Source organism: Shewanella sp. 38A_GOM-205m, from assembly GCF_000518445.1.
In the GTDB taxonomy this organism is placed as follows: domain Bacteria; phylum Pseudomonadota; class Gammaproteobacteria; order Enterobacterales; family Shewanellaceae; genus Shewanella; species Shewanella algae.
On sequence record NZ_JADP01000020.1, the window covers coordinates 21,831 to 44,445 of the forward strand.

Sequence of the window (22,615 nt, forward strand, 5' to 3'; positions counted from 1 at the left end):
ATGAAAAAAGCGCTGCCTCGGCAGCGCTTTTTTACCTTTACGGCCGTTAGCCCTTCTTGATGGTCATGGTCCAGGCGGCATCACCCTTCTGGGCAAAGTGAGTCACCTCATGGCCCTCTTCGGCGGCCCAGCGAGGAATATTTTCTGTCGCCTGGGCGCAGTCATAGTCCAGTACCACTTCGTCGCCTTTTTCTATGCCCTTTATCAGCTTCTGCAGCTCTATCAAAGGGAAAGGACAGAGTTTGCCGGTAGTATCGAGAACATGTTTCATATACAACTCCTTGGATAAAACTCAGATCTGAGCCAGACGCATGGGCCGGATCAGGGTAAAGTAACTGAAGCAGTAACTGCCAAGCAGAATGGCCGGAATAAACAGCCAGCCCTGCCAGGACAGATAGGCGGTACCCACCAGCGCATTGCCCAACATGCAACCACCGGCAATACCGCTGCCAAAGCCCATCAACAGACCGCCGATAAGCCCAAACAATACCGTCTTGTGGCCCGGATAGCGCCAACGCTGCTCCGAACTGCCGCGGGCGGCAATAAAGGCCCCGACAAACAAGCCGATGAGGAAGTATCCCGGCCAGCCGAAGAACTTGGTGTTGCCAGTGGTCAGCAGATCCCACAGCTGAGCGCTGGGGCCACTGATACCAACGCCACCAACCCGACCGCTTTCCAAGCTCGCAGGCCAGGCCAGCAGAGCCAGCACGCCAATGATCAGCGCACTCACGAAGGGGTGCCAACGGGCTTCAAACAACAGGTGTGCCAGGCCGCTGCGCCTCGGGGTCATCAGGGCCACAGGGCGCTTGCGCCGCTTGAGATAGCGCATCGCCAGTACGGAGGTCAGCAGCGCCAGGGCGATACTCACCAACCAGGGCGAAACACCCAGGCTTTGATACAGGGTCTGATCGGCCAACTGTTGCTGTTTGATGGGGGCCAGCATGCTCTTGAGCTCGGCCGTGCGCACCAGTTTACTGGCAACAATAAAGCCCAGCACTGCCATCACACTGGCAGCCAAGCCTTCGGCCGCCCTGTAATAGGCTCCGGTGGAGCAACTGCCTGCCGCCGCCATACCCAGGCCAAACAGCACGCCGCCAATCAGAGTTGCCAACCAGGGGAAATGCCCCGTCGGCAACTTGACCCAACCCAGCTCATAAAAAGCAAACAGCCCCAGGCTCTGGATACTGATGGCGATCAATATGGCGATCACCATGGTGAAGTCTTTCTGCAGGAAGGTGTCACGTATGCCACCCGCCATGCAGAAACGCCCCCGCTGCATCACAAACCCCATGGCCAGACCTATGCCCAAACCACTGAGAATCGTCAGCATAACCGGCTCCTCAGCGCTGGATCAGATAACGGATAGTCGGGCCGTTCTGTTCTATCTCCAGCACCTTGTAACCGTGGTTCTTGGCATCCAATGGAATATTGTTGATCGACTGTGGGCAGTCGCTGATCACTTCCAGAATTTCACCGGGCTTGAGCTGGGGCATGGCCTCCAGGGTGGCAACGGCGGGATAAGGACAGGGTTCACCAACCATATCCAATTGGTAATCAGGAGTATATTGGCTCATTACGCGGCCTCCGCAGTCAGTTGTGCATCCCGTTTGGCTTTACGGGCAAAGAATTGTTTTTCCCAGGCGAGCATGGCGGCAAACGCCAGGCCCAGCATCAGGTAGGTGGCCAGCAAGCCGCCCTTGTCCCCCAAGCTGGAAAGCAGGTTGACCTTGTCCCAACTGGTGGCCAGTGGTTCGGCAAAGTCGTCCCAGTAGTAGGCCAAAATGGTGGAGCCGATAACATTACCCAGGCCAACCCACCAGAAGTGCACCTGCCCTTCCACGGCGCGGTACATCCAACCGGTTTCGCAGCCACCGGCCAGCACTATACCGAAACCGAACAGCAAGCCACCGATAACCGCGTTGGGACCGGCCCACATGATCTTGGGTGAAACCCCTAGTTGCACATAGCTGTAAATCCCTATGGCACTGACCGCCATACCTATGATGATCGCCTTGGCCATATGGGTACGGCCGGTGATCCACATGTCGCGAAATGCCGAGGTAAAGCAGATCTGTGCCCTTTCAATCAACAGACCGAAACCGACACCACAGAGCATGGCAATACCCAGCTTGGGTGCGTTGAACAGGGTCAGGAGTCCCCAACCGACTATGCCGATAAACACCAGCATGCCGATCCGAAAACGCCTTCTGGCCTGGTTTTCATCCTGCTTGACCGAGCTGGCCTTGGTGACCTTCTTCAGCGCCACCGGAATGCGGAACATGGGCAGCAAGGTGAACTTGGCGCCAAAGTAGGAACCGGCAGCAGTGGCCAGCGCGAAGAACCAGGCATGCAGCGAGAACTGCGGAATACCGGTAAAGAAGGCCGCCAGGTTACATCCCATGGCCAAGCGGGCGCCGAAGCCGGCTATGATGCCACCAACCAGGGCCTGCATGATGCGCACCCGGCTCTGTGGCATTCTGAGCTTGACGTTGTTGGCCCATAGCGCCGCAGCGATACAGCCACCGAACATACCGATAATCATCATGCCGTCGATGCGATCCAGCGGCGTACCGGCCAGACCTATCACCTTGAAGTAACCCCAGTTTTCCGGCTCGGCACCAAGCATTTGCAGTAAATGCCCACCCCAGCGGGTAAATTCGCCGGTCACGGCCCAGAAGGTTCCGGTAAGACCAAAATAGTAGGTGGAGAGAATACCGGCAGCGATAACAGCCGGCATGGGAGCCCAGAAACGGACCAGATATTGTTGTTTAAATTGTTGCCATGTCATGTCATTACCCTAATGAACGAGACCTTGTCTAAACGGACACAGGCGTGTCCGTCAACCATTACAGGTGCGAACAGGCAGCCCGCAGAAACTGACCTGTCGCATCTTATGTATGCCTTTACGGCGATAAAATCGCTGGAGTGCAGCAAACGACCGGCTGTCTGCCATCATCAAAGCACTAAAGACCGGCTGGAACTGGGTTCCGACCGGTCATAAACAGTGTTTAACAACGATGATGAGCAGACAGTAAGCGCTGTGCCAGGGAAGAGGCCCGAGTACTTCGAGGCCTTATTCGCAGCTTCCCTAAATGGCTTTGGCCAGGCGATCGCGGCTCAATCCCGTCAGTCTGTGACCATGGGTGTAGAGCGTCGCACGACCGTTGCGGCAAAAGCCCACCAGCGTGATGTTGCTCTTCTCGGCCAACTCCAACGCCAGTGAGGTCACGGCGGACATGGCAAAAAGAATCTGAATATTGGCACTGGCAGCCTTTTGCACCATCTCGAAACTGGCTCTGCTGGTCAATAAAACCGCGATTGGCCGCTCGGCATGTTTCTGTGAAAAGGCACCGATTAACTTATCCAGTGCTATATGTCTTCCAATATCTTCATAGGCATCAATAATATGCCCTTCTTTATTTAACCCCATGGCAGCATGGGTGGCGCCAGTTAATTTAAAATGCTGTTGATTGTCCTTAACAAAATTCAAAGCAACCTTTAAATTGTTGATATTAAACTTGGCACCATCATCAACTCGAATAACAGGTTTAACCGCTTCTTCAAGTTGGGCAACACCGCAAAGTCCACAACCGGTTCTACCGGCCATATTGCGTCTTTGTTGCTTTAATTCCATGAAACATCTTTGGGTTATCTCAATCTGAACCAGCACACCTTCTTCGGTATATTCAAGTTCAACACCCTTGATTTCATTTATGTTTCTGACTATGCGCTCCGACAAGGTAAAGCCGATTGCAAAGGCTTCGAGATCCTGCGGACTGGCCAACATTACCGTGTGGGCAATGCCGTTATATACCAGGGCGATTCTCACTTCGTTCGCTAAGTAGTCAGTTAATTCCGAAGCCTGCCCTTGTTCCATAAGGGTGACTTGTTTCTCGGTGACAACGTCATGCGAATAATAATCCATAAGTACCCTCTGAACCTATCTAAATAATAAAAATTTACAGACTTTAAAATAAAATAAGAGCTATATCACAAACTCATAAAGTAAATAAAAACAGGGTTGCTTCAACTGCATTCATTTTCTATTATCCTTCTGTCTTTCGATGGAAGAACGTCGTCTCCGGTGAGGCGTCCGGACTTCAAATCCGGGTGGGGCTGCCAGCAGTCCCGGGTAGGTTCGACTCCTATGTTCTTCCGCCAATCTTCATGGGACCAGAAAAGTTCAGCGTCCCGGATCTCCCGACTGTTACTGCGATACTTCCTGCGAGTAAAACCGCTGCGATCGAAGAACTCCAACAGTTGAATACTTACCTTGCGGCCAAGACCTACCATCGCCTTGAACTCGGCGGTTTCCAGTTGTCCCTTTAGCTCTAAATGACCGCGAATAAGATCGGCGTAGTGGCACAGCTTACTGCTGAGCAGATATCTGTCTTTCACCACTGCGGTGATAAACCCCTGTTGCACCAACTGGAAACACAGCGGCCGCAGCTCACCCGGCTCCAGCTCAAGATATTCGGCCATTTCCGTGACCCACACAGGGGTATCCTGCTGCTCCAGCCAAGGAGATAAACGCTGCCAACAGGCTTCGGCTTTGGGATCCAAGGTCATTCTGTGCTGCGGTAACTGCAGCAAGGCGCCGCGCAGCACCATGCGGCGATCGCGACAGAGGCGCTCCAGGATCAAACCGGCCAGCGGCGATGGCAACTTGCTGTGACTCATGCGCAGCAGGCGGTTGCGCCCCAGCCCCAATTGATCCGGGTGCTGCTGATGGTATTGCTCCAGCAAGGACAGATAGTGCTGTTGCTCGGCCTCAAGCAGTTCCGGTGCCAACAGGAAACCGCCATGGCGGCTGAGTCCGGATTCTTCGATGACCCGACTCAAACCGGCTTCAGTCAACTGCCAGCGCCAAGCCAAGTCAGGCACGGCCAAGGCCTGCTGCCTGCCTAGAAGGGTAAGAGCCGCGGCCGGAGTTTCGGCGTCGGCGAGACGGCCAAGAAGAGCGAGCCGCTCTTCGGTGCGTTTCTTGCGATTGGGCACTGTGAGTGCCAGTACTCTGCCGGCACCCAGGGTATGCTTGCCACTGGCGTGACGCAGCACTATGGGGTCGTCCTGGCACAATATCAGTGGCTTATCCAGCACCAGCTCAGCCAGGCAGTAGCCGCGCTCATCGGCCTCGGTTAACTGGGATATGCGTCCCAGAGTATGATCGGCGCCGTGGTGGCAATGTACGCTCTGCCAGTGAGTCACAGGCTCAAAGGCACGGATCTGCACTACTGGGCGGCCACAGGCGTCCGGCTGTGGCAAGTTGCTGAGCCAATCGCCACGCTGCGGCGCCCTGTGGTTATCGACGCCACTGAGATTGAGGGCGACCCGGGTGCCCGGCAGCGCCGTCTGCGACTCCTGCCCCTGGCAGTGAATGCCGCGGATCCTCAGCTTGTCTTTCTGACCCGAGCTGTAGAGGTTATCACCGACATTGACACTGCCACTGATCACTGTGCCCGTGACCACCCAACCGGCGCCTTTGACGCTGAAGGCGCGATCCAGGGTCATGCGAAAGGCCTGCTGCGCGTCTGCGGCGACGCCAGCCTTCTCAAGCTGTAGCTCGCTCGATGCCAGCGCCAGAATATGCTCTCTGAGTGAATCGATCCCCTGGCCATTGCTGGCCGAAACGCTAAACACACCGGAGGCCTTGAGGGCAAACTCACAAAGCAGCGCCTCACTCTCTGCAGCCACTTCATCAATGCGGGCCCGCTCCACCAGGTCACTCTTGGTGAGCACCAGCGTCAGGCTCTTAAGCGGCAACATGGCTAAAATCTGCAGGTGTTCACGGGTCTGCGGCATCACGCCGTCGTCACAGGCCAGTACCAAGAGCGCGTGTCTGGCATGACTGACGCCCACCAGCATGTTGTTGATAAACTTTTCATGGCCAGGCACATCGATAAAGGCCAGTCGCTGGCCGTCGGCAAACGGCATAAAGGCATAACCCAGATCTATGGTCATGCCGCGGCGTTTCTCTTCCGGCAATCTGTCGGTATTCTGCCCTGTCAGGGCCCGAATCAGGCTGGTCTTGCCATGGTCTACATGGCCGGCGGTTACCAGGATCACAGCGACACTCCCAGAGTGCTCAGCTCGGCCAGTAACTCGGCTTCATCGTCGACCCCGCGCAGATCCAGCAGCAGTTGCTCATTGCTGATCCGGCCAATCACCGGCCGCTCCGCCTGCTTGAAGTGTTGCTCAAGCTCAATCAGGCTAGCGCCCGGATTGGCACTGAAAGCCAGTGCCACCGAAGGCAGGAAGGTATCCGGCTGTGAGCCACTTCCCACCTGGGTGCGGCACTCCACCAGCTCCAGTTGATAGCCGGGGGCAAACAGGGGCTGCAACGCCTGGTGCAAACGGCTGCCTAGCAGTTTGAGTTGCTGCTGGCTGCGGCCGAACTTGGCCATCATAGGCAGTTCAGTATCCAGGGTTTCCGGGTTGAGATAATGGATCAGTGTGGCTTCCAGCGCCGCCAGAATCAGCTTATCGCAGCGCAGCGCCCGTTTGAGCGGATGGCTTTGCAACTTATTGATAAGCGACTGTTTGCCAACAATCAGCCCCGACTGAGGGCCTCCGAGCAGCTTGTCGCCGGAGAAGCTCACCAAATCGACCCCATCGGCCAGCATCGCCTGCGGAGTGGGCTCCTGCTTGAGCCCGAAGCGGCGCAAGTCGGTGAGCGAGCCGCTGCCGAGATCCGAGATCAGCGAAATATCATGCTCGCGGCACAGTGTCGCCAGCCGCGACTCTTCCACCGAGGCGGTAAAGCCCTGAATATGGTAGTTACTGGTGTGTACCTTCATGATGGCAGCGGTGTTTTCGGTTATCGCCTGCTCGTAATCCCTGAGGTGGGTACGGTTGGTGCTGCCCACTTCCACCAGGGTAACCCCGGCCTGACGCATGATGTCGGGGATCCGGAAGGCGCCGCCTATCTCCACCAACTCGCCGCGGGAAACTATCACCTCTTTACCGGCCGCCACCGCCGACAGCATCAACAGCACAGCGGCGGCATTGTTGTTGACCACACAGCAGGCATCGGCACCTGTGAGGCGGTGAATAAGCGAGCTGACGGCATTGTCTCTGTGGCCGCGCTTGCCGGCCTGCAACTCAAACTCCAGCGGAGTTGGGTAACGCATCACAGAAGTGACGGCCTCGATGGCCGCCTCGGATTGCTGCGCCCGTCCCAGGTTGGTGTGCAGCAGGGTGCCGGTGAGGTTCCATACCGGCCTTAAACTGTGGCGATAATCGCTGGACAGCTGATCAACCAAAATGCCATACAAGGCTTGGTGTGAGTGACACCACTCAGGCAGGCGTTGCTCGCTGCCTATCCCGGCTCTTGCCAGCCGAAGTTGTCCATCCAGCGCCTGTTTGACGGCGGCCTTGCCAAAGCGGCTCAGCAGTGGGGCCAGAGCTGGCTCGGCCAGCAGGCTATCCATGGAAGGCAAAGCCCGATAGAGGTCTTTGAGAGTATCGGCAGTTTGGGTCATCATCTGTTTCATCATTGACTGAATAAAGGGAGGGCCTGAGCCCTCCCGGCTTTCTTACTGGCTTGGTTACTCGCTGTCTTCTGTCTCGTGGGCCAGCAACAAGGGATTGACTGTGGTAGCACCATAGCCTTTCTCATTGAGCTGACTGTCGAGCATCAGGGTCGCCAAATCATCGGCGGCCACATCCATCAGCGGCGCCTTTTCGAGGAACATCATCTTGGTATAACCATGACAAGCCTCGCAGCTTTCGATGCGAACATTGGCCTGATAGTCGTCCAGAGACCAGAGGTTCATCTCCTTGTCATGCCCGCAGCAAGTGCAGTGGGCACGTATGTAGTGCCACTCGCTCTCACACAGGCTGCAATGCAGATAACGCAAACCGGCTCTGGGTTCATCGACTATCACGCTGGCAACCGGATGGCTGCCACAGACCGGACACAGGCTCTGCTGTTCGACCCTGCGCTGATCCATGCGCTGAATAACTGCCGGCGCCCAATGAGACCAATAAAGCCCCATAGCGGCCCACAGAAACAGACTGAACCTGGCTGGCACTGCACTCAGGTTGCCCTGACGCAGCGCCTGCCCCCAGGCACTCAATTGCTCAGGTGCCTGTTGCATCAAAAGACGCAGCACCCGGGCGACCGACTCATCCACCTGCGGCAGGAGTTCACTGAGCAACTGCTGCAGTAAGCTCTGCCAATAGCTGTCGGCGCTGGGACCCAAGTCGGTGAGGGGCTCGCCCTCGGACTTGTCCCAGGCTGGAGGAAGACCGAAGTCTTCCTTCGCCGCCAGTTTGGCCTGTACAGCGACCAAACGGCGACACAGCTCCAGGTAATCAGCCAGCGGCGAGTCCTTGGCCAACACTTCCAAACGCTTGGCTCTGCGCAGATAGACGCTGGCAGGGTCGGCGGCTTTCAGTGGTTTGAGCTCCAGCGGCGACTCGCTGCCGGGGGCCAGGGGTATCTCGGCTGTATGACTCATTTAATGTTTCTCCGCTTCCGAATCTTCTTCCAGCATTCTGGGGTGGTGCTTACGGCACCAGGCCTTGGAGACCTTGCCGTAGAGCATGCCCGCGACCGAACCTTCTACCCAGGTCGCCATCCAGAAGTGCACCATCACGAAAATCAACATGATGAGAGCACAGACGGCGTGCAGCAGAATAGCCCAGCCCACGGTAGTGGCTGAGAAGTAAGGTGCAAAATAGGGCTGCCACATGATGAAGCCGGTGACAGTCAGTACGATAGATGTCACCACAAACGCACGGAACAGCACCTTTTGCCCAGGGTTGTAATGGCCGATAGGCGGGATCTTGTCCTCGTTCTCAAACATCACATCCTTGATGGCCAGCATCCATTTCAGGTCGTTCTTCTCCCACTTGTTGTGATGGTAGTAACGCACCAACATCAGCATCAGCGGCAGACACATAAACAACCCGGCAATGGGGTGGATGAAGCGCGCCAATTGAGGCGTGCCCGCAATACCACCCAACCACTGGAAGGAAGGATAAAAGAACGAAAAACCGGTCAGGAAAGTGACTAAACCTGCCGCCACAATAAACCAGTGGCAGATACGGTCGAACAGCTTATGACGCACTATCATCTCTTGCTTGTGATGCTCGCTCATTTGCCGTCCTCCTCTTTCTGAGCCGCTTGCTGATCTTCTTCAGGCGGCTGATAACCGGGTTGATCCTCTTCGACTATGTTGCGGCCAACGGTGATCTTGTGCAGACAAGCCACAGCGGCTGTTGCCAGGATCCCCACGGTACCCAGAGGCTTGACCCAGTCCTGCCACAGAGTGACAGACAGTGGGATCTGCGGATCTTCCGGCATGTTGTAGCTTTCAGGCTGAGTGACATCGTGCAATATCATCATCATCCCTGTGCCACCCACACCCTCTGGGTTGTACAGCCCGGCCTTGGCAAAGCCGCGTTCCTTGAGTTCGGCCACTCGCTTATCGGCATAGAACAACATGTCTTCACGGGTACCGAAACGCAGTGCGCCTGTAGTACAGGTCTTGACGCAGGAAGGCTCCAGCCCGACCGCCAGACGGTCGGAACACATGGTGCACTTGTAGGCCTTGTTGTCCTTGGGGTCGATTTTGGGGATATCGAACGGACAAGCGCTGGCGCAATAACCGCAACCGATACACTTGTCTGAATCGAAGTCCACCACCCCATTGACATGCTGCACAATGGCACCTGCGGTCGAACACGCCTTGAGACAGGCGGGATCGGCACAGTGCATACAGGCAGAGTGAGTGAACTGCCAGCGCAGCTTATTGCGCTCGTCCATCACCTCGTTGTACTCCATCAGGGTCCAGACCTGGCCTGAGAGTTTCATCGGGTTTTGATAACTTCCCTCGAAACTGCCCACTTCCTCGCGCAGATCGTTCCATTCAGAGCACGCCACCTGACAGGCCTTACAGCCGTTACACTTGGTCGCATCAAACAGTTTTGCGACCTGCTTGACGTCACCAATCCGAGTTTGCGATGCCGGCGTTGCCGCTGAGGTGCCGGAGCGTCGAATAATATCTTGTGTTGCCATTATCAGACCTCCGCCTTCTCAACGTTCACCAGGAACGCTTTGTACTCAGGAACACCCGTGTTGGCATCACCCATTTCGGTAGTCAGCACGTTACAGCTATAAGCCTTCTTGGTGAGGGCGTTATGGCTACCGTGACGTGGAATACCCAAGGTGTGTACCGTTTGACCATTGACCTGCAGTGGCCGCAAACGCTTGGTCACCAAGGCTTTGGTAAGAATGTGGCCACGCTTGGAGCTCACTTTCACCCAGTCGCCATTCTTGATGCCTTTTTCTGCCGCCAACTGCTCGTTCATTTCCACAAAGGTCTCTGGCATGGAGATCGCCGCCAAACGGCAGTGAGTCGTCCAGAAGTTAAAGTGTTCTGTGAGCGAGTAAGTGGTACAGGCGTATGGGAACTCGTCTTTGGTACCTATGGTTTCTTTCACACCCTCAAACCAACGCAGCACTGGGCTGTGCACCACTTTCGGATGCAATGGGTTGGTACCGATTGGTGATTCCACCGGCTCATAGTGTTCAGGGAACGGCCCTTCTTTCAGCAGTTTCAGCGCGAACAAACGGCCCGCCCCTTCCGGCTGCATGATGAATGGGTGTGCACTGTCCTGTGGATTGAGCTTGGCGTTGAAGTCAGGCACGTCTATGCCTTCCCACTTGCCATCTTTCCACTCGACTATGGTGCGCTTTGGATCCCATGGCTTACCGTTGACATCACAAGAGGCACGGTTGTAGAGCACCCGACGGTTGGCAGGCCAAGCAAATGCCCATCCCGGGGTAATACCTTTACCTGACGGATCGTGGTTGTCGCGGCGTGCCATCTGGTTGCCTTGCTCGGTCCAGGAACCGGCATAGATCCAACAGGCACAGGCGGTGCTGCCATCGGCCTTGAGTTCAGTAAAGCTGCTCAGTTGACGGCCGGTGTTAACATCGTATCCGTTCAACTCTTTGGTCAGCTCAACAGAGCTCGGGTTATGGGCATCTGTGTATTCCCAGTTAACCGCAGCCACAGGCTCAGGCAGTTTACCGCCCTCTTCGCGATACAGCTTTTTCAGCTCCAGCAAGATGCCGGCAACGATTTCCGAGTCGGCCATGGCTTCGCCGGGAGCATTGGCGCCTTTATAGTGCCACTGCATCCAGCGACCCGAGTTGACGATGGAACCTTCTTCCTCGGCAAAACAGGTTGTCGGCAGACGGAACACTTCCGTTTGGATACTGGCGGTATCGACTTCGTTGAAGCCGGGTTCGTTTTGCCAGAAGGTTGCGGTTTCAGATGACAAGTTGTCCAGCACGACCAAGTACTTGAGCTTGCTCAGCGCCTTGAGGTTCTTGTTACGGTTGGGCATAGAGTTAATCGCGTTAACCCCTTGCACGATACAACCGTTGATCTGACCGCGATACATCATGTCGAGGTAGCGGCCAAAGTCATACATCTGATCCCATTTCGGCAACCAGTCGTAACCGAAGTCGTTTTCAGGGGTCGCGTTATCGCCCCAGAACGCTTTCAGCAAAGAGACATAGAACTTGGGATAGTTTTGCCAGTAGTTGGTTTGACCCGGACGCAAAGGCTTGGGCGTATGCGCTGCCAGGTGAGCGGCCAAAGTGGGTTCATTGTCGTTGGGCAGTTTAACGTAGCCCGGCAGACTCTGCGCCAGCAGACCCATATCGGTTGAGCCCTGAACGTTGGCGTGACCACGCAAGGCGTTAACCCCACCACCCAACTGACCAATATTGCCCAGCAGCAACTGCACCATGGCCATAGTGCGAATGTTCTGCGCACCCTTACTATGGTGAGTCCAACCCAGGGCATACATAAAGGTCGCAACCCTGTCTTTGGTATAAGTGCTGCCAATCGCCTCACAGACCACCTGGTAGTCATCTACCGGCGTCCCTGTGATGTTGCTGACAGTGGCAAAGTCGTAACGTTCTACGTGCTCTTTCAGCAGGTTCCATACACAACGTGGGTGCTCAAGGGATTCATCCACCTTGGCATAGCCGTCTTCGTCGAGTTGATAGAACCAGGATTCTTTGTTGTAGTCGCCCTTCTCTTCATCGAAACCGGAGAACAGACCTTCGTGGAATTCAAAGTCTTCCCGCACCAGATAGCTGGCGTTGGTATAGGCCTTCACATAGTCGAAGTTGATCTGGTTAGTGGAGATCAGATAGCGGATCACACCCAGCAAGAAGGCAATATCTGTGCCTGAGCGGATAGGAGCATAGTGATCGGCCAAAGCGGCACTACGGTTGAAGCGAGGGTCAACCACAATCAATTTGGCATTGTTATGTTGCATAGCTTCTGTAACCCAGCCGAAACCGACAGGGTGCGCTTCTGCAGCATTACCGCCCATAATTATCACTACATTAGAGTTCTTGATGTCGATCCAATGGTTGGTCATGGCACCGCGCCCAAATGTTGGAGCAAGACTTGCTACCGTTGGGGAGTGTCAGTTACGTGCAATGGTATCGATGGCGACTAGGCCGAGAGAACGAGCAAACTTCTGAGTCGCAAGACCACTCTCGTTCGCCATACCGGATGAAGTCATCATCCCTGTGGTCAACCAACGGTTGACTGTAACGCCATCGGCGTTTTTCTCAATCAGGTTGGCATCACGGTCGTCTTTCATCAAACGGGCGATACGCTTGTAAGCTTCGCCCCAGCTGATGCGCTTCCATTCATTGGTGCCCGGAGCGCGATACTCAGGGTACTGCAGACGGTGCGGACTGTTAACATAGTCCACCAGGCCTGCGCCTTTAGGGCAGAGCGCCCCGCGGTTTACCGGATGATCGGCATCACCTTCAATATGAAAAATGGCATGTTCAGAGTTTTTGCCACCGCTGCCTTGGCTATACATAAGCAAGCCACAACCCACCGAGCAATACGGGCAGTTGTTGCGGGTCTCTTTAGCTCTGAGTAGTTTGAATTCCCGAACTGCGGCATAAGCCTTCTCGGACAACAACCCCAGCGCAGATATGGCTGAAGTTGCCGCCCCGGCAGCGCACAGTTTGAAAAACTGACGTCTGTTCATAGCGTCCTCACACTCTTGTCGTTATGAGTTTTGATTGGGGTCGCAGCCCTTGGCTGCGACCTGCCAAGTGCAGTCAAACCAAAGACCACACTCTGTGTAAGATTATCCTTAAAGAAACTCAGGATAACAAATAATGACACGAGACAGAGATCACAAAGGAATAGCTATGACAAATTGAACCACAAAAATAGAATCAAGCAGAGCAAAAAGCCAACAAACAAACCATAAGCAGTTTATAAAACCAAAATGAACAAAAAATACACTAAAAGACATTTTGTCCAAATATATAGGTAAATTTTGTCCCAACAGCGAAAAAGGCAGGATAAAGCACCATTAACTGAGGCTCAATCGACGGGAAATAGAAAAGGGTTGTGCTAAAAAAGCCGGCAACAAGCGCAAGGGGAAATAACAGAACGCAGGAATATAACAGATAAAACAAAGTATTACATCAGTAACACTTTCACACTATCTGCAATGGACAGCCGGGGAAACAGAATAACCGTCATCAAGTCAAATTGACCCACCGTCTAAAAAACCGTCAAACACTAAACGACAGATAAGCCACTCACAAATGTAAAGATTGTCAGTTTTTATCAAAAAATATCCTGCCGCTATTGGCGAATCAGGCATAGCGGGCACTGACTTGAGACCAAAAGCGCATCTGTACCTATCAGGAAAGCATCTCAGTAAACCGTCCATGACGCCGATAATATTGCTAAAGGCCTGGTCAGGTTTACCCAAGGAGACGGAGCCAAACAAGCAATGGCCCGCTTTCGAGCCTCAAACGATTACCACAAAAAGAGCCGCGACTATAGCTCGAAAGGCACCAAGCAAAAAGCCACTGCAGTTGCAGTGGCTTTTTGCGGTATCAAGCACAAGTTCCTATCTCCAGCATACCTCAGAACGGGATATCATCATCCCAGCCGTCATCCAGATCCGGCGTGTAGTTCTGCTGTTGTGGCTGAGGCTGTGGTGCCGGCCGCTGTTGCGGAGCTGCCTGTTGTTGCGGCGCTGGCTGCTGTGGCTTGGGCGCATAACCTGAGTTCTGTTGCTGACCATAGCTTTGCTGCTGCGGCGCGTTGTACTGTTGTTGTGGCTGCTGCGGTTGCTGAGCAGGCTTGGGCTGATAGCCGCCGGACTGCTGTGGCGCATTGTATTGAGGTTGAGACTGTGCCTGACCACCACCATAGCTACCTTGGCCTTGGTTCATACCACCTTGGTTCATACCACCCTGATTGCCGCCTTGGCTCATACCACCTTGGTTTTGGTTACGGCCACCCAGCATCTGCATGGTACCGCCCATATCGACAACCACTTCAGTGGTGTACTTGTCCTGACCGCTCTGATCTTTCCACTTGCGGGTCTGCAGCTTGCCTTCCAGATACACTTGCGAGCCTTTGCGCAGGTACTCACCGGCAATTTCAGCCAGCTTGCCGAACATGACAACCCTGTGCCACTCGGTACGCTCTTGCTGTTGGCCCTGTTGGTCCTTCCATGACTCACTGGTGGCCACTGTGATATTCGCTACGGCGTTGCCGTTTGGCATGTAGCGCACCTCTGGGTCCTGTCCCAGATTGCCCACCAGAATTACCTTATTAACACCACGACTGGCCATCGAAATCTCCTGCGATTTTCACGTAATACTTAGCTTAATTGACAGAGCCTAACACAGCTCTGGCTTGTCTTAAATCGAATTGATCGTTCACCTTGAGGTAGGCGACTTTTTCTTCCAAAACCACTATGGCTTCAGCAACCCCTTGCAGCGCAGACAGCTCGGCGGCCATCTTCTGCGCATGCTCGCGGCCGTTCACCTGGGCCTCCAGCGTGTAACTCTTGAGCAGCACTGGATTTTTCATTCCCAGGGTCAATGCCAGCCAGATAATCAACAGCACGACCGCCACGGTAAACACCCCGGCGGCGCCCATGATTTGATAGGCGCCACCACCGAGCAAACCGCCACAGAAGGCACCGAGAAACTGACTGGTGGAATACACCCCCATGGCCGAACCTTTGGCCCCCACGGGACAAAACTTGGCGATCAGGCTGGGCAGCGAGGCTTCCAAGTAGTTAAAGCCGGTAAAGAAGGCCACTATGGCTACCGCCAACACCCAAAGAGTATGGGAAAACAGCGCCATCGCCAGCAAGGCAGCCAACATGATCAGCAGGGCCAACTGGAACATGCCCTTGGTATTATTGCGCTTCACGCCGATTATGATCAGCGGCACCATCAAAAAGAAGGCGCCGACAAAGGCCGGGAAGTACAGCATCCAGTGCTTTTCTTTGGCAAGGCCGGCGTCCACCAAGTCCAGCGGCAATGCCACGAATACCGCCGTCAGCACCAAATGCAGAATAAAAATACCGGCATCAAGGCGAAACAACTGCGGATCTTTAAGCATATTTTTCAGCTTGCCCGGTTCCGCCATGGTATCGCCCTTGGGCGCATGAGCCACAGGGTTGGGCACCAGCAGTTGCACTATCAGCATACCCAGCAGTGCCAGGCCCGCAGTCAGGGCAAACAAGCCAGATAGCCCAAGATGCTGCGCCACCACAGGCCCCACCAGCAGCGACAAAGCAAAGGAGAAACCTATGCACATGCCTATGATGGCCATCACCTTGGTGCGTTGCTCATCCCGGGTGAGATCTGCCGCCAATGCCAGCACAGCGGCGGCGATGGCACCCATACCCTGCAAGGCTCGGCCGGCGACAACTCCGTAAATGCTGTCGGACATAGCCGCCAGGACACTGCCGAGGGCAAACACCAACAGGCCGCCGAGGATCACCGGCTTGCGGCCAATTCTGTCTGACAGTATCCCCATGGGGATCTGCAGTATCGCTTGAGTCAGACCATAGGCGCCGATGGCAATACCCACCCACAGAGGTGAGAAGCCTTTGAGATCTTGTCCATAGAGCGCGAAGACAGGCATGATCATGAACAAGCCCATCATGCGCAGCCCAAATACACTGGCTAATGAGAACGCGACTTTTCTTTCTGTGCCGGAAAGTCCACCGTTGGCCATAGTTTTTGCCCTGGATTAAGAATTTTTTAAGGGAGCGCATGTTACCACGAAGGTTTTGAACAGCTCAAAGAGAAAAACCCAAGTCGCCCTCTGCCCACGGCTGAGGGCTTGCTACTGACAGTATGGTGTCAGTAGGACAAATGCGCCGCCGCTATCGGCACAGCGCAAAATATGTGATACTTGTGCTCTTTTTCTCCAGTGATTAGCCAAAGTAGAGACTGATGGACAAGATAGACATTCGCGGTGCCAGAACCCACAATCTCAAGAACATCAATCTGACCATTCCCCGAGACAAACTCATTGTTATTACAGGCTTATCTGGCTCGGGCAAATCTTCTCTCGCCTTCGATACCCTCTACGCCGAAGGTCAGCGGCGCTATGTGGAATCCCTGTCGGCCTATGCCCGTCAATTTTTGAGTCTGATGGAAAAACCGGATGTGGATCATATCGAAGGTCTGAGCCCGGCTATCTCGATTGAACAGAAGTCCACTTCCCACAACCCGCGCTCTACCGTGGGAACCATTACCGAAATCTACGACTATCTCAGATTGCTGTTTGCCCGCGTGGGCGAGCCCCGCTGCCCGGTTCACGGCCAGCCGCTAGCGGCACAAACCGTCAGCCAGATGGTAGACAAGGTGCTGGAGCGCCCCGAAGGCGAGCGCCTGATGCTGTTGGCCCCCGTAGTGCAGGGCCGCAAGGGTGAGCATGTCAAATTACTGGAGAACCTGGCGGCCCAGGGCTATATTCGCGCCCGGATCGATGGCGAGGTGTGCGATCTTTCCGATCCACCGGCGCTGGATCTGCATGTAAAACACAATATCGATGTGGTGGTTGACCGCTTCAAGGTGCGCGAGGATCTGCAGCAGCGGCTGGCGGAATCTTTCGAAACCGCACTGGAGCTGTCCGGCGGTGTGGCCACTGTAGCCAGCATGGAGGAAGGCAGCAATGAAGAGTTGCTGTTCTCCGCCAACTTCGCCTGCCCTCACTGTGGTTACTCCATGGCCGAGTTGGAACCCAGGCTGTTTTCCTTCAACAACCCCGCGGGTGCCTGCCCGACCTGTGACGGCCTCGGGGTACAGCAGTTTTTCGATCCCGATCGGGTGATCACCAACGACGAGCTGTCGCTGGCCGGCGGCGCCATTCGTGGCTGGGACAGACGCAACTTCTACTATTTCCAGATGCTCACCTCACTGGCCGAGCATTACGGCTTCGATGTGGAAACCCCCTTTGGCGATCTCCCCGCCAAAGTGAAGAAGATAGTGCTCTATGGCTCAGGCAAAGAGAATGTCGCCTTCCGTTATATCAACGACCGCGGCGATGTAGTGGTTCGCAACCATCCATTCGAGGGGATCCTCAACAACATGGACAGACGCTACCGGGAGACAGAGTCCAACTCGGTGCGTGAAGAGCTGGCCAAATATATCAGCAACCAGGCCTGTTCCAGCTGTGGCGGCTCACGCCTGCGCGAAGAGGCCCGCAACGTATTTATCGGCAATATCAATCTGCCGGAGTTGACCACCTGGTCCATTGGCGAGGCCAGCGACTACTTCGCCACCCTGGGCTTTGAGGGGCAAAAGGCACAGATAGCCGAGAAGATCCTCAAGGAAGTGGGCGATCGCCTGGGCTTTTTGGTCAATGTCGGCCTCAACTACCTGAGTTTGTCTCGTTCGGCAGAAACCCTCTCAGGTGGCGAGGCGCAGCGGATCCGCCTGGCCAGCCAAATCGGCGCCGGTCTGGTCGGGGTGATGTATGTACTCGATGAGCCTTCGATTGGTTTGCATCAGCGCGACAACGAGCGCCTGCTCAACACCCTCACTCACCTGCGGGACTTGGGCAACACTGTGATTGTGGTCGAACACGATGAAGACGCCATCCGCATGGCGGATCATATTATCGATATCGGCCCCGGTGCCGGGGTTCACGGTGGTGAAGTGATCTGTGACGGCGACATCAACGCCATTATGGCCTGTGAAGAGTCTGTCACCGGTCAATATATGTCCGGCAAGAAAAAGATCACTGTGGCCGGAGGTCGGGTGCCCTGTGATCCCGGCAAGATGATCAAGCTGTTCGGTGCCAGCGGCAACAACCTCAAGCAGGTGGATCTGGAGATCCCTGTCGGGCTGCTGACCTGTGTCACCGGGGTATCCGGCTCAGGCAAGTCCACCCTGATCAACGACACCTTCTTCAAGATTGCCCATCGCATGCTCAACGGCGCCACCGCCGAAGAGCCGGCGCCCTATGAGCGTATCGAGGGCATGGAGCTGTGCGACAAGGTGGTGGATATAGATCAGAGCCCCATAGGCCGCACGCCGCGCTCTAACCCGGCCACCTATACCGGCATATTTACCCCAATCCGCGAGCTATTTTCGGCGACTCAGGAATCCCGTACCCGCGGCTATCAGCCGGGGCGTTTCTCCTTCAACGTCAAGGGCGGCCGCTGTGAGGCCTGTCAGGGTGACGGCCTTATTAAGGTAGAGATGCACTTCCTGCCGGATGTGTACGTGCCTTGCGATGTCTGTAAGGGCAAGCGCTACAACCGTGAAACGCTGGAAGTGAAGTACAAGGGCAAGAACATTCACGAAGTGCTGCAGATGACGGTCGAGGAAGCCCGTGTGTTCTTCGATGCGGTGCCGGCCATTGCCCGTAAACTGCAAACCCTGATGGATGTCGGTCTGTCTTATATACGTTTGGGCCAGAGCGCCACGACCCTTTCCGGCGGCGAGGCTCAGCGGGTCAAACTGGCTAAAGAGCTATCGAAGCGGGATACCGGCAAGACCCTCTATATTCTGGATGAACCCACCACAGGGCTGCACTTTGCCGATATCCAGCTGCTGCTGGATGTACTGCACAGACTCAAGTCCCAGGGCAACACCATAGTGGTGATTGAACACAATCTGGATGTGATCAAAACCGCTGACTGGATAGTGGATCTGGGGCCGGAAGGCGGTTCGGGTGGCGGCACCATTCTGGTGGCCGGTACCCCGGAGCAGGTAGCCGAGCATCCAGAGTCCCATACCGCCCGCTTCCTTAAACCTATGCTGTGAGGTGACTGTGACAGGCAACAGACTGCTGTTATTGGCCCTGGTTATCTGTATGGCGGGTTTATTGCTGGCAGCTTTTGATCCCTTGGTGGGCAACTGCAAACGCTATTTGGGTGAAGTAGTGCATTCCGGTCCGGACGGCACTACGGTTGCTCTGCCCGATGGCCGCACGGCGCTGGTTGAACCCAGTGCCCTGCCTCCGGCGACTCTGGTCACCATAGGCGCCAAGCGTCATTTGGTGTCGGGTATTGAGGTGTTCAAGCTCAAGGGCCGAGCGGAAACTGAGACACCTTCCGCCAGCCGCGGTGGCAACACCCCACCGCCCGGCTATCAGGGCGGCATGGCACAACTCGCCAAATAAGCAGGCAAACCCGTCTTGGGGAATGGTATAAACTGCAACATAGCTTGAGTTGATTGCCGTTGCCGGAGGCAGGATGCCGATGACACTCTTTATCCGCCCGCAGATGTGGGTACTCTCTATCCCTCCCCCGCTGTGGGCACTCTCTATCCGCCTGCCGCTGTGGGCACTCCTATTGATATTGCCGGCGCTTGCTGCCGGCTGCAGCAGCTCGCCCGAACGCTGTGGCGGTGAGATTCAACTGAGCTGGGCCGAGACGAAGCAGTTGCAACTGGATGTCGAAGTGCTGGCCTCGCCCAGGCTGCAAGGTCGGCGCAGCGGCACCCAAGGTGCGGCGCTCAGCCGTGAGTACCTCACGGAGCGCTTTGAACAGATCGGCCTGCAGCCACCCACTTCGGTATTTCCGCCCCTGGCCGAGACTCTGAGCGGCTTTCAACATTCATTCAACTATGTCGATGGCTTAGCCGACGCTCGGGGCATCAACCTGCTGGGCTGGCTGCCGGCTGCCCAGCCGACCACTGAGTGGCGCCTGCTGATTGCCCACTATGATCATCTGGGCGATCGCGGCCCGGGCTTTTATCCGGGTGCCGACGACAACGCCTCTGGCGTGGCGGCCTTGTTGGCCATAGCCCGAAGAGTCAAACAAGCGCCCAGTCGCTACAACCTGCTGTTTATTGCCAGTGACGCCGAAGAGCCGGGACTCTATGGCAGCAAGGCCTTGGTGAGCGCATTACAGCAGAGCGGTTTTGCCGAGCACATCTCGCTGGCGGTCAATCTGGATATGATAGGCAGGCCCGGGCTTCCTTATGCCATCTACCTCGAAGGCAGCCGCTATTTCCGCCACTATGATAACTTCAGCGCCGTACTGATGGCGGGCACAGGGCTGTGCATTCGCCCCAGTCATCCGCGCCCTATTGGTCGCAGCGTGCAGCGTACCGATTGGCTCAGGGCCTCGGATCATTATCCCTTCCACCAGGCTGGGATCCCCTGGCTCTATTTCGGCGTTCCCGCCCACGCCCAGTACCATACCCGTGACGACACGGCAGACAGACTGGATTATCCTTTCATCGGCGCCGTGGCCGAGGCGGCGGAACAGTTGCTGCGACTGCCAACTAAGCAGTTACAAAACCGATAGTTGGCCTACTATTTGCTTTAAATTTGCCATAAAAATTCCTTTAGCCGTGGAAAGAAGCAGATTTCGCTGTTATAATCTGGCGTTTTCGATGCGGGAAATCGACACGGGGTTGATTTTCTGTCTGTGAAACTTTCTGCGTCATCCGGACGCGTCCACAAGGCTACAACCCATGTCATCCAGTGAAAAAACTTTCCGAGAACTCGGCCTCTCCGAGGCGTTGCTGCGTGCTCTAGATGAGCTCGGCTACGAGAACCCGACCCCAATTCAAGCTGCGAGTATCGCCCCCCTGATGGCGGGCCAGGATATTCTCGGCCAGGCACAGACAGGTACGGGTAAAACCGGCGCCTTCGCTCTGCCTCTGCTTAATGCAACAGATCATAACCTCAACGCACCGCAAATTCTGGTGCTGGCACCAACCCGCGAACTGGCGGTACAGGTAGCTGAAGCTTTCTCAAGCTATGCCAAATTCATGAAAGGTTTCCATGTACTGCCTATCTATGGCGGTCAAAGCATGCACCAACAGCTGCAGGCGCTGCGTCGTGGCCCTCAGGTAGTTGTTGGTACTCCAGGCCGGGTCATGGACCATATGCGCCGTGGCACCCTCAAGCTCGATAGCCTCAAGGCTCTGGTGCTGGATGAAGCCGATGAAATGCTGAAAATGGGCTTTATCGACGATATCGAGTGGATCTTGGATCATACTCCGGCCGAGCGTCAACTGGCACTGTTCTCTGCCACCATGCCTGAGCAGATCAAGCGGGTTGCCAACAAGCACCTGAACAACCCTGCCACCATCAGCATTGCCGCCAGCCACACCACGGTTGACTCCATCGAGCAGCGTTTTGTACAGGTGTCTCAGCACAACAAACTGGAAGCCCTGGTACGTGTGCTCGAAGTGGAAAACACCGAAGGTATCATCATCTTTGTGCGTACCCGTAACTCCTGTGTGGAACTGGCCGAAAAGCTGGAAGCCCGCGGTTACGCCTCATCACCACTGCACGGTGATATGAACCAACAGGCCCGTGAGCGCGCCGTGGATCAACTCAAGTCCGGTAAGCTGGATATTTTGATTGCCACCGACGTTGCCGCCCGTGGTTTGGACGTTGAGCGTATCGGTCACGTGGTTAACTATGACATCCCTTACGATACAGAAGCCTATGTACACCGTATCGGTCGTACCGGCCGCGCCGGTCGTACCGGGATGGCGATTCTGTTTGTGACCCACAGAGAGATGCGCATGCTGCGCACCATTGAGCGTGCCACCAACAGCCGTATTTCCCCGATGAAGGTTCCAAGCCCCGAGACTGTGGCCGAGCGCCGTCTGTCACGCCTGGGCGAACAGGTTGCTGCCATCATAGCCAACGAAGAGCTGGACTTTATGAAAGGCGCCGTGGCTCAGCTGTGTCAGCAGTTGGAAGTGGACACAGATATTCTGGCTGCTGCACTGCTGCACCAGGTACAGCAAGAACGTCCGCTGCAGTTGCCTCCGATCCAGGAGCGTCAGCGTGACAGCCGTGATGAGCGCAGCGGCTCACGCGACGATCGTGGTTCACGGGAAGAGCGTGGTTCGCGCCGTCGTGACTCTCGTCCGGTTCCAGGCGATCTCGGCAAGGCCGATTCCCTGAAGGACAACCCGGATCTGCAAATGTGCCGTTACGTGCTGGATGTGGGTCGTGAACACGGTGTAGGTGTAGGCAATATCGTGGGTGCCATCGCCAATGAAGCCAGCATAGACAGCCGTTACATAGGCCAGATCCAGTTGTTCGATACCCTGACCACAGTCGATCTGCCCGCCGGCATGCCTAAAGACGTACTGGCACACCTGAAGAAAGTACGGGTATGTGGCAAACCTATCAATATCCGTGAAGCCGGCAGCCAGAGCTTCGAAGGTGAACAGCGCCCGGCTCGTCGCCCTCGCAAGCACTCTGGAGAGCGCCGTCCGGATCGTAAGCCCCGTCGTCGTGACGACCGCGGCTGATATCTGCCAATGAAAAACCACCCTCAAGGGTGGTTTTTTGTATCGGCT

16 protein-coding genes, 1 tRNA gene and 1 pseudogene are annotated in these 22,615 nt (G+C 55.6%); 5 read left to right on the forward strand and 13 right to left on the reverse strand.

What is annotated here, in order from left to right; genetic code table 11:
• Nucleotides 1-46 precede the first annotated feature (46 nt).
• The 5 genes from N512_RS0113025 to fdhD all read right to left on the reverse strand — a co-directional run bounded on the left by N512_RS0113025 (nt 47) and on the right by fdhD (nt 3,925).
• On the reverse strand, nt 47-271 hold the full coding sequence (locus N512_RS0113025; protein ID WP_025010173.1) for a sulfurtransferase TusA family protein: 225 nt from the start codon (nt 269-271) through the stop codon (nt 47-49).
• Nucleotides 272-292: 21 nt separating this feature from the next.
• Nucleotides 293-1,330 (reverse strand): YeeE/YedE family protein, encoded by a 1,038-nt coding sequence (locus N512_RS0113030; protein ID WP_037475011.1) that lies wholly within the window; start codon nt 1,328-1,330, stop codon nt 293-295.
• A gap of 10 nt (nt 1,331-1,340) precedes the next feature.
• Nucleotides 1,341-1,574 (reverse strand): sulfurtransferase-like selenium metabolism protein YedF, encoded by a 234-nt coding sequence (gene yedF / locus N512_RS0113035; protein ID WP_025010175.1) that lies wholly within the window; start codon nt 1,572-1,574, stop codon nt 1,341-1,343.
• On the reverse strand, nt 1,574-2,788 hold the full coding sequence (gene yedE / locus N512_RS0113040; RefSeq protein ID WP_028780618.1) for a selenium metabolism membrane protein YedE/FdhT: 1,215 nt from the start codon (nt 2,786-2,788) through the stop codon (nt 1,574-1,576). The genes yedF and yedE overlap by 1 nt, the downstream gene beginning before the upstream one ends.
• Nucleotides 2,789-3,088: 300 nt before the next feature.
• Complete coding sequence (gene fdhD, locus N512_RS0113045; RefSeq protein WP_028780619.1) at nt 3,089-3,925, reverse strand: formate dehydrogenase accessory sulfurtransferase FdhD; 837 nt, start codon at nt 3,923-3,925, stop codon at nt 3,089-3,091.
• Nucleotides 3,926-4,066: 141 nt separating this feature from the next.
• Between fdhD and N512_RS24390 the strand changes: the two genes are divergently transcribed.
• Nucleotides 4,067-4,161: transfer RNA gene (locus N512_RS24390), tRNA-Sec, on the forward strand.
• A 69-nt stretch (nt 4,162-4,230) separates the two neighbouring features.
• Here the strand turns inward: N512_RS24390 and selB are convergent.
• From selB to N512_RS0113090, 8 genes and pseudogenes are all read right to left on the reverse strand, one after another.
• Nucleotides 4,231-6,066 (reverse strand): annotated as a pseudogene (gene selB, locus N512_RS24835) (selenocysteine-specific translation elongation factor); the annotation flags it as partial.
• Nucleotides 6,063-7,484, reverse strand: coding sequence for an L-seryl-tRNA(Sec) selenium transferase (gene selA / locus N512_RS0113055; protein ID WP_028780621.1), 1,422 nt, complete (start codon nt 7,482-7,484; stop codon nt 6,063-6,065). The pseudogene selB and the gene selA, both read right to left, overlap by 4 nt.
• Before the next feature lie 63 nt (nt 7,485-7,547).
• Nucleotides 7,548-8,462, reverse strand: coding sequence for a formate dehydrogenase accessory protein FdhE (fdhE, locus tag N512_RS0113060; RefSeq protein ID WP_028780622.1), 915 nt, complete (start codon nt 8,460-8,462; stop codon nt 7,548-7,550).
• Nucleotides 8,463-9,104, reverse strand: coding sequence for a formate dehydrogenase subunit gamma (locus tag N512_RS0113065; protein WP_025887980.1), 642 nt, complete (start codon nt 9,102-9,104; stop codon nt 8,463-8,465).
• A complete protein-coding gene (gene fdxH, locus N512_RS0113070; RefSeq protein ID WP_025010179.1) occupies nt 9,101-10,024 on the reverse strand; it encodes a formate dehydrogenase subunit beta in 924 nt (307 codons plus the stop codon). The genes N512_RS0113065 and fdxH overlap by 4 nt, the downstream gene beginning before the upstream one ends.
• A gap of 2 nt (nt 10,025-10,026) precedes the next feature.
• On the reverse strand, nt 10,027-13,041 hold the full coding sequence (fdnG, locus tag N512_RS0113075) for a formate dehydrogenase-N subunit alpha (RefSeq protein WP_093983768.1): 3,015 nt from the start codon (nt 13,039-13,041) through the stop codon (nt 10,027-10,029).
• A gap of 898 nt (nt 13,042-13,939) precedes the next feature.
• Complete coding sequence (gene ssb / locus N512_RS0113085) at nt 13,940-14,656, reverse strand: single-stranded DNA-binding protein (RefSeq protein ID WP_028780624.1); 717 nt, start codon at nt 14,654-14,656, stop codon at nt 13,940-13,942.
• A gap of 34 nt (nt 14,657-14,690) precedes the next feature.
• Nucleotides 14,691-16,058 (reverse strand): MFS transporter, encoded by a 1,368-nt coding sequence (locus tag N512_RS0113090; RefSeq protein ID WP_025887974.1) that lies wholly within the window; start codon nt 16,056-16,058, stop codon nt 14,691-14,693.
• Between the two features lie 221 nt (nt 16,059-16,279).
• Here N512_RS0113090 and uvrA point away from each other — a divergent pair, with 221 nt between their 5' ends.
• The 4 genes from uvrA to N512_RS23020 all read left to right on the forward strand — a co-directional run bounded on the left by uvrA (nt 16,280) and on the right by N512_RS23020 (nt 22,567).
• Nucleotides 16,280-19,102: an excinuclease ABC subunit UvrA gene (uvrA, locus tag N512_RS0113095; RefSeq protein WP_028780625.1), complete on the forward strand. Its 2,823-nt coding sequence runs from the start codon at nt 16,280-16,282 to the stop codon at nt 19,100-19,102.
• Between the two features lie 7 nt (nt 19,103-19,109).
• Nucleotides 19,110-19,460, forward strand: coding sequence for a hypothetical protein (locus N512_RS23805; protein WP_129586019.1), 351 nt, complete (start codon nt 19,110-19,112; stop codon nt 19,458-19,460).
• Between the two features lie 73 nt (nt 19,461-19,533).
• Nucleotides 19,534-20,592 carry a M20/M25/M40 family metallo-hydrolase gene (locus N512_RS23015; RefSeq protein WP_231473585.1) on the forward strand — a complete coding sequence of 353 codons (1,059 nt, stop codon included), beginning with the start codon at nt 19,534-19,536 and terminating at the stop codon, nt 20,590-20,592.
• A 169-nt stretch (nt 20,593-20,761) separates the two neighbouring features.
• On the forward strand, nt 20,762-22,567 hold the full coding sequence (locus N512_RS23020) for a DEAD/DEAH box helicase (RefSeq protein ID WP_037475015.1): 1,806 nt from the start codon (nt 20,762-20,764) through the stop codon (nt 22,565-22,567).
• Nucleotides 22,568-22,615: the final 48 nt, after the last annotated feature.

Excerpts from the sequence above, each read along its gene's own strand:
- N512_RS0113025 (WP_025010173.1), bottom strand. The coding sequence starts at position 271 with ATGAAACATGTTCTCGATACTACCGGCAAACTCTGTCCTTTCCCTTTG.
- N512_RS0113030 (WP_037475011.1), bottom strand. The coding sequence starts at position 1,330 with ATGCTGACGATTCTCAGTGGTTTGGGCATAGGTCTGGCCATGGGGTTT.
- yedF (WP_025010175.1), bottom strand. The coding sequence starts at position 1,574 with ATGAGCCAATATACTCCTGATTACCAATTGGATATGGTTGGTGAACCC.
- yedE (WP_028780618.1), bottom strand. The coding sequence starts at position 2,788 with ATGACATGGCAACAATTTAAACAACAATATCTGGTCCGTTTCTGGGCT.
- fdhD (WP_028780619.1), bottom strand. The coding sequence starts at position 3,925 with ATGGATTATTATTCGCATGACGTTGTCACCGAGAAACAAGTCACCCTT.
- selA (WP_028780621.1), bottom strand. The coding sequence starts at position 7,484 with ATGATGACCCAAACTGCCGATACTCTCAAAGACCTCTATCGGGCTTTG.
- fdhE (WP_028780622.1), bottom strand. The coding sequence starts at position 8,462 with ATGAGTCATACAGCCGAGATACCCCTGGCCCCCGGCAGCGAGTCGCCG.
- N512_RS0113065 (WP_025887980.1), bottom strand. The coding sequence starts at position 9,104 with ATGAGCGAGCATCACAAGCAAGAGATGATAGTGCGTCATAAGCTGTTC.
- fdxH (WP_025010179.1), bottom strand. The coding sequence starts at position 10,024 with ATGGCAACACAAGATATTATTCGACGCTCCGGCACCTCAGCGGCAACG.
- ssb (WP_028780624.1), bottom strand. The coding sequence starts at position 14,656 with ATGGCCAGTCGTGGTGTTAATAAGGTAATTCTGGTGGGCAATCTGGGA.
- N512_RS0113090 (WP_025887974.1), bottom strand. The coding sequence starts at position 16,058 with ATGGCCAACGGTGGACTTTCCGGCACAGAAAGAAAAGTCGCGTTCTCA.
- uvrA (WP_028780625.1), top strand. The coding sequence starts at position 16,280 with ATGGACAAGATAGACATTCGCGGTGCCAGAACCCACAATCTCAAGAAC.
- N512_RS23015 (WP_231473585.1), top strand. The coding sequence starts at position 19,534 with ATGCCGATGACACTCTTTATCCGCCCGCAGATGTGGGTACTCTCTATC.
- N512_RS23020 (WP_037475015.1), top strand. The coding sequence starts at position 20,762 with ATGTCATCCAGTGAAAAAACTTTCCGAGAACTCGGCCTCTCCGAGGCG.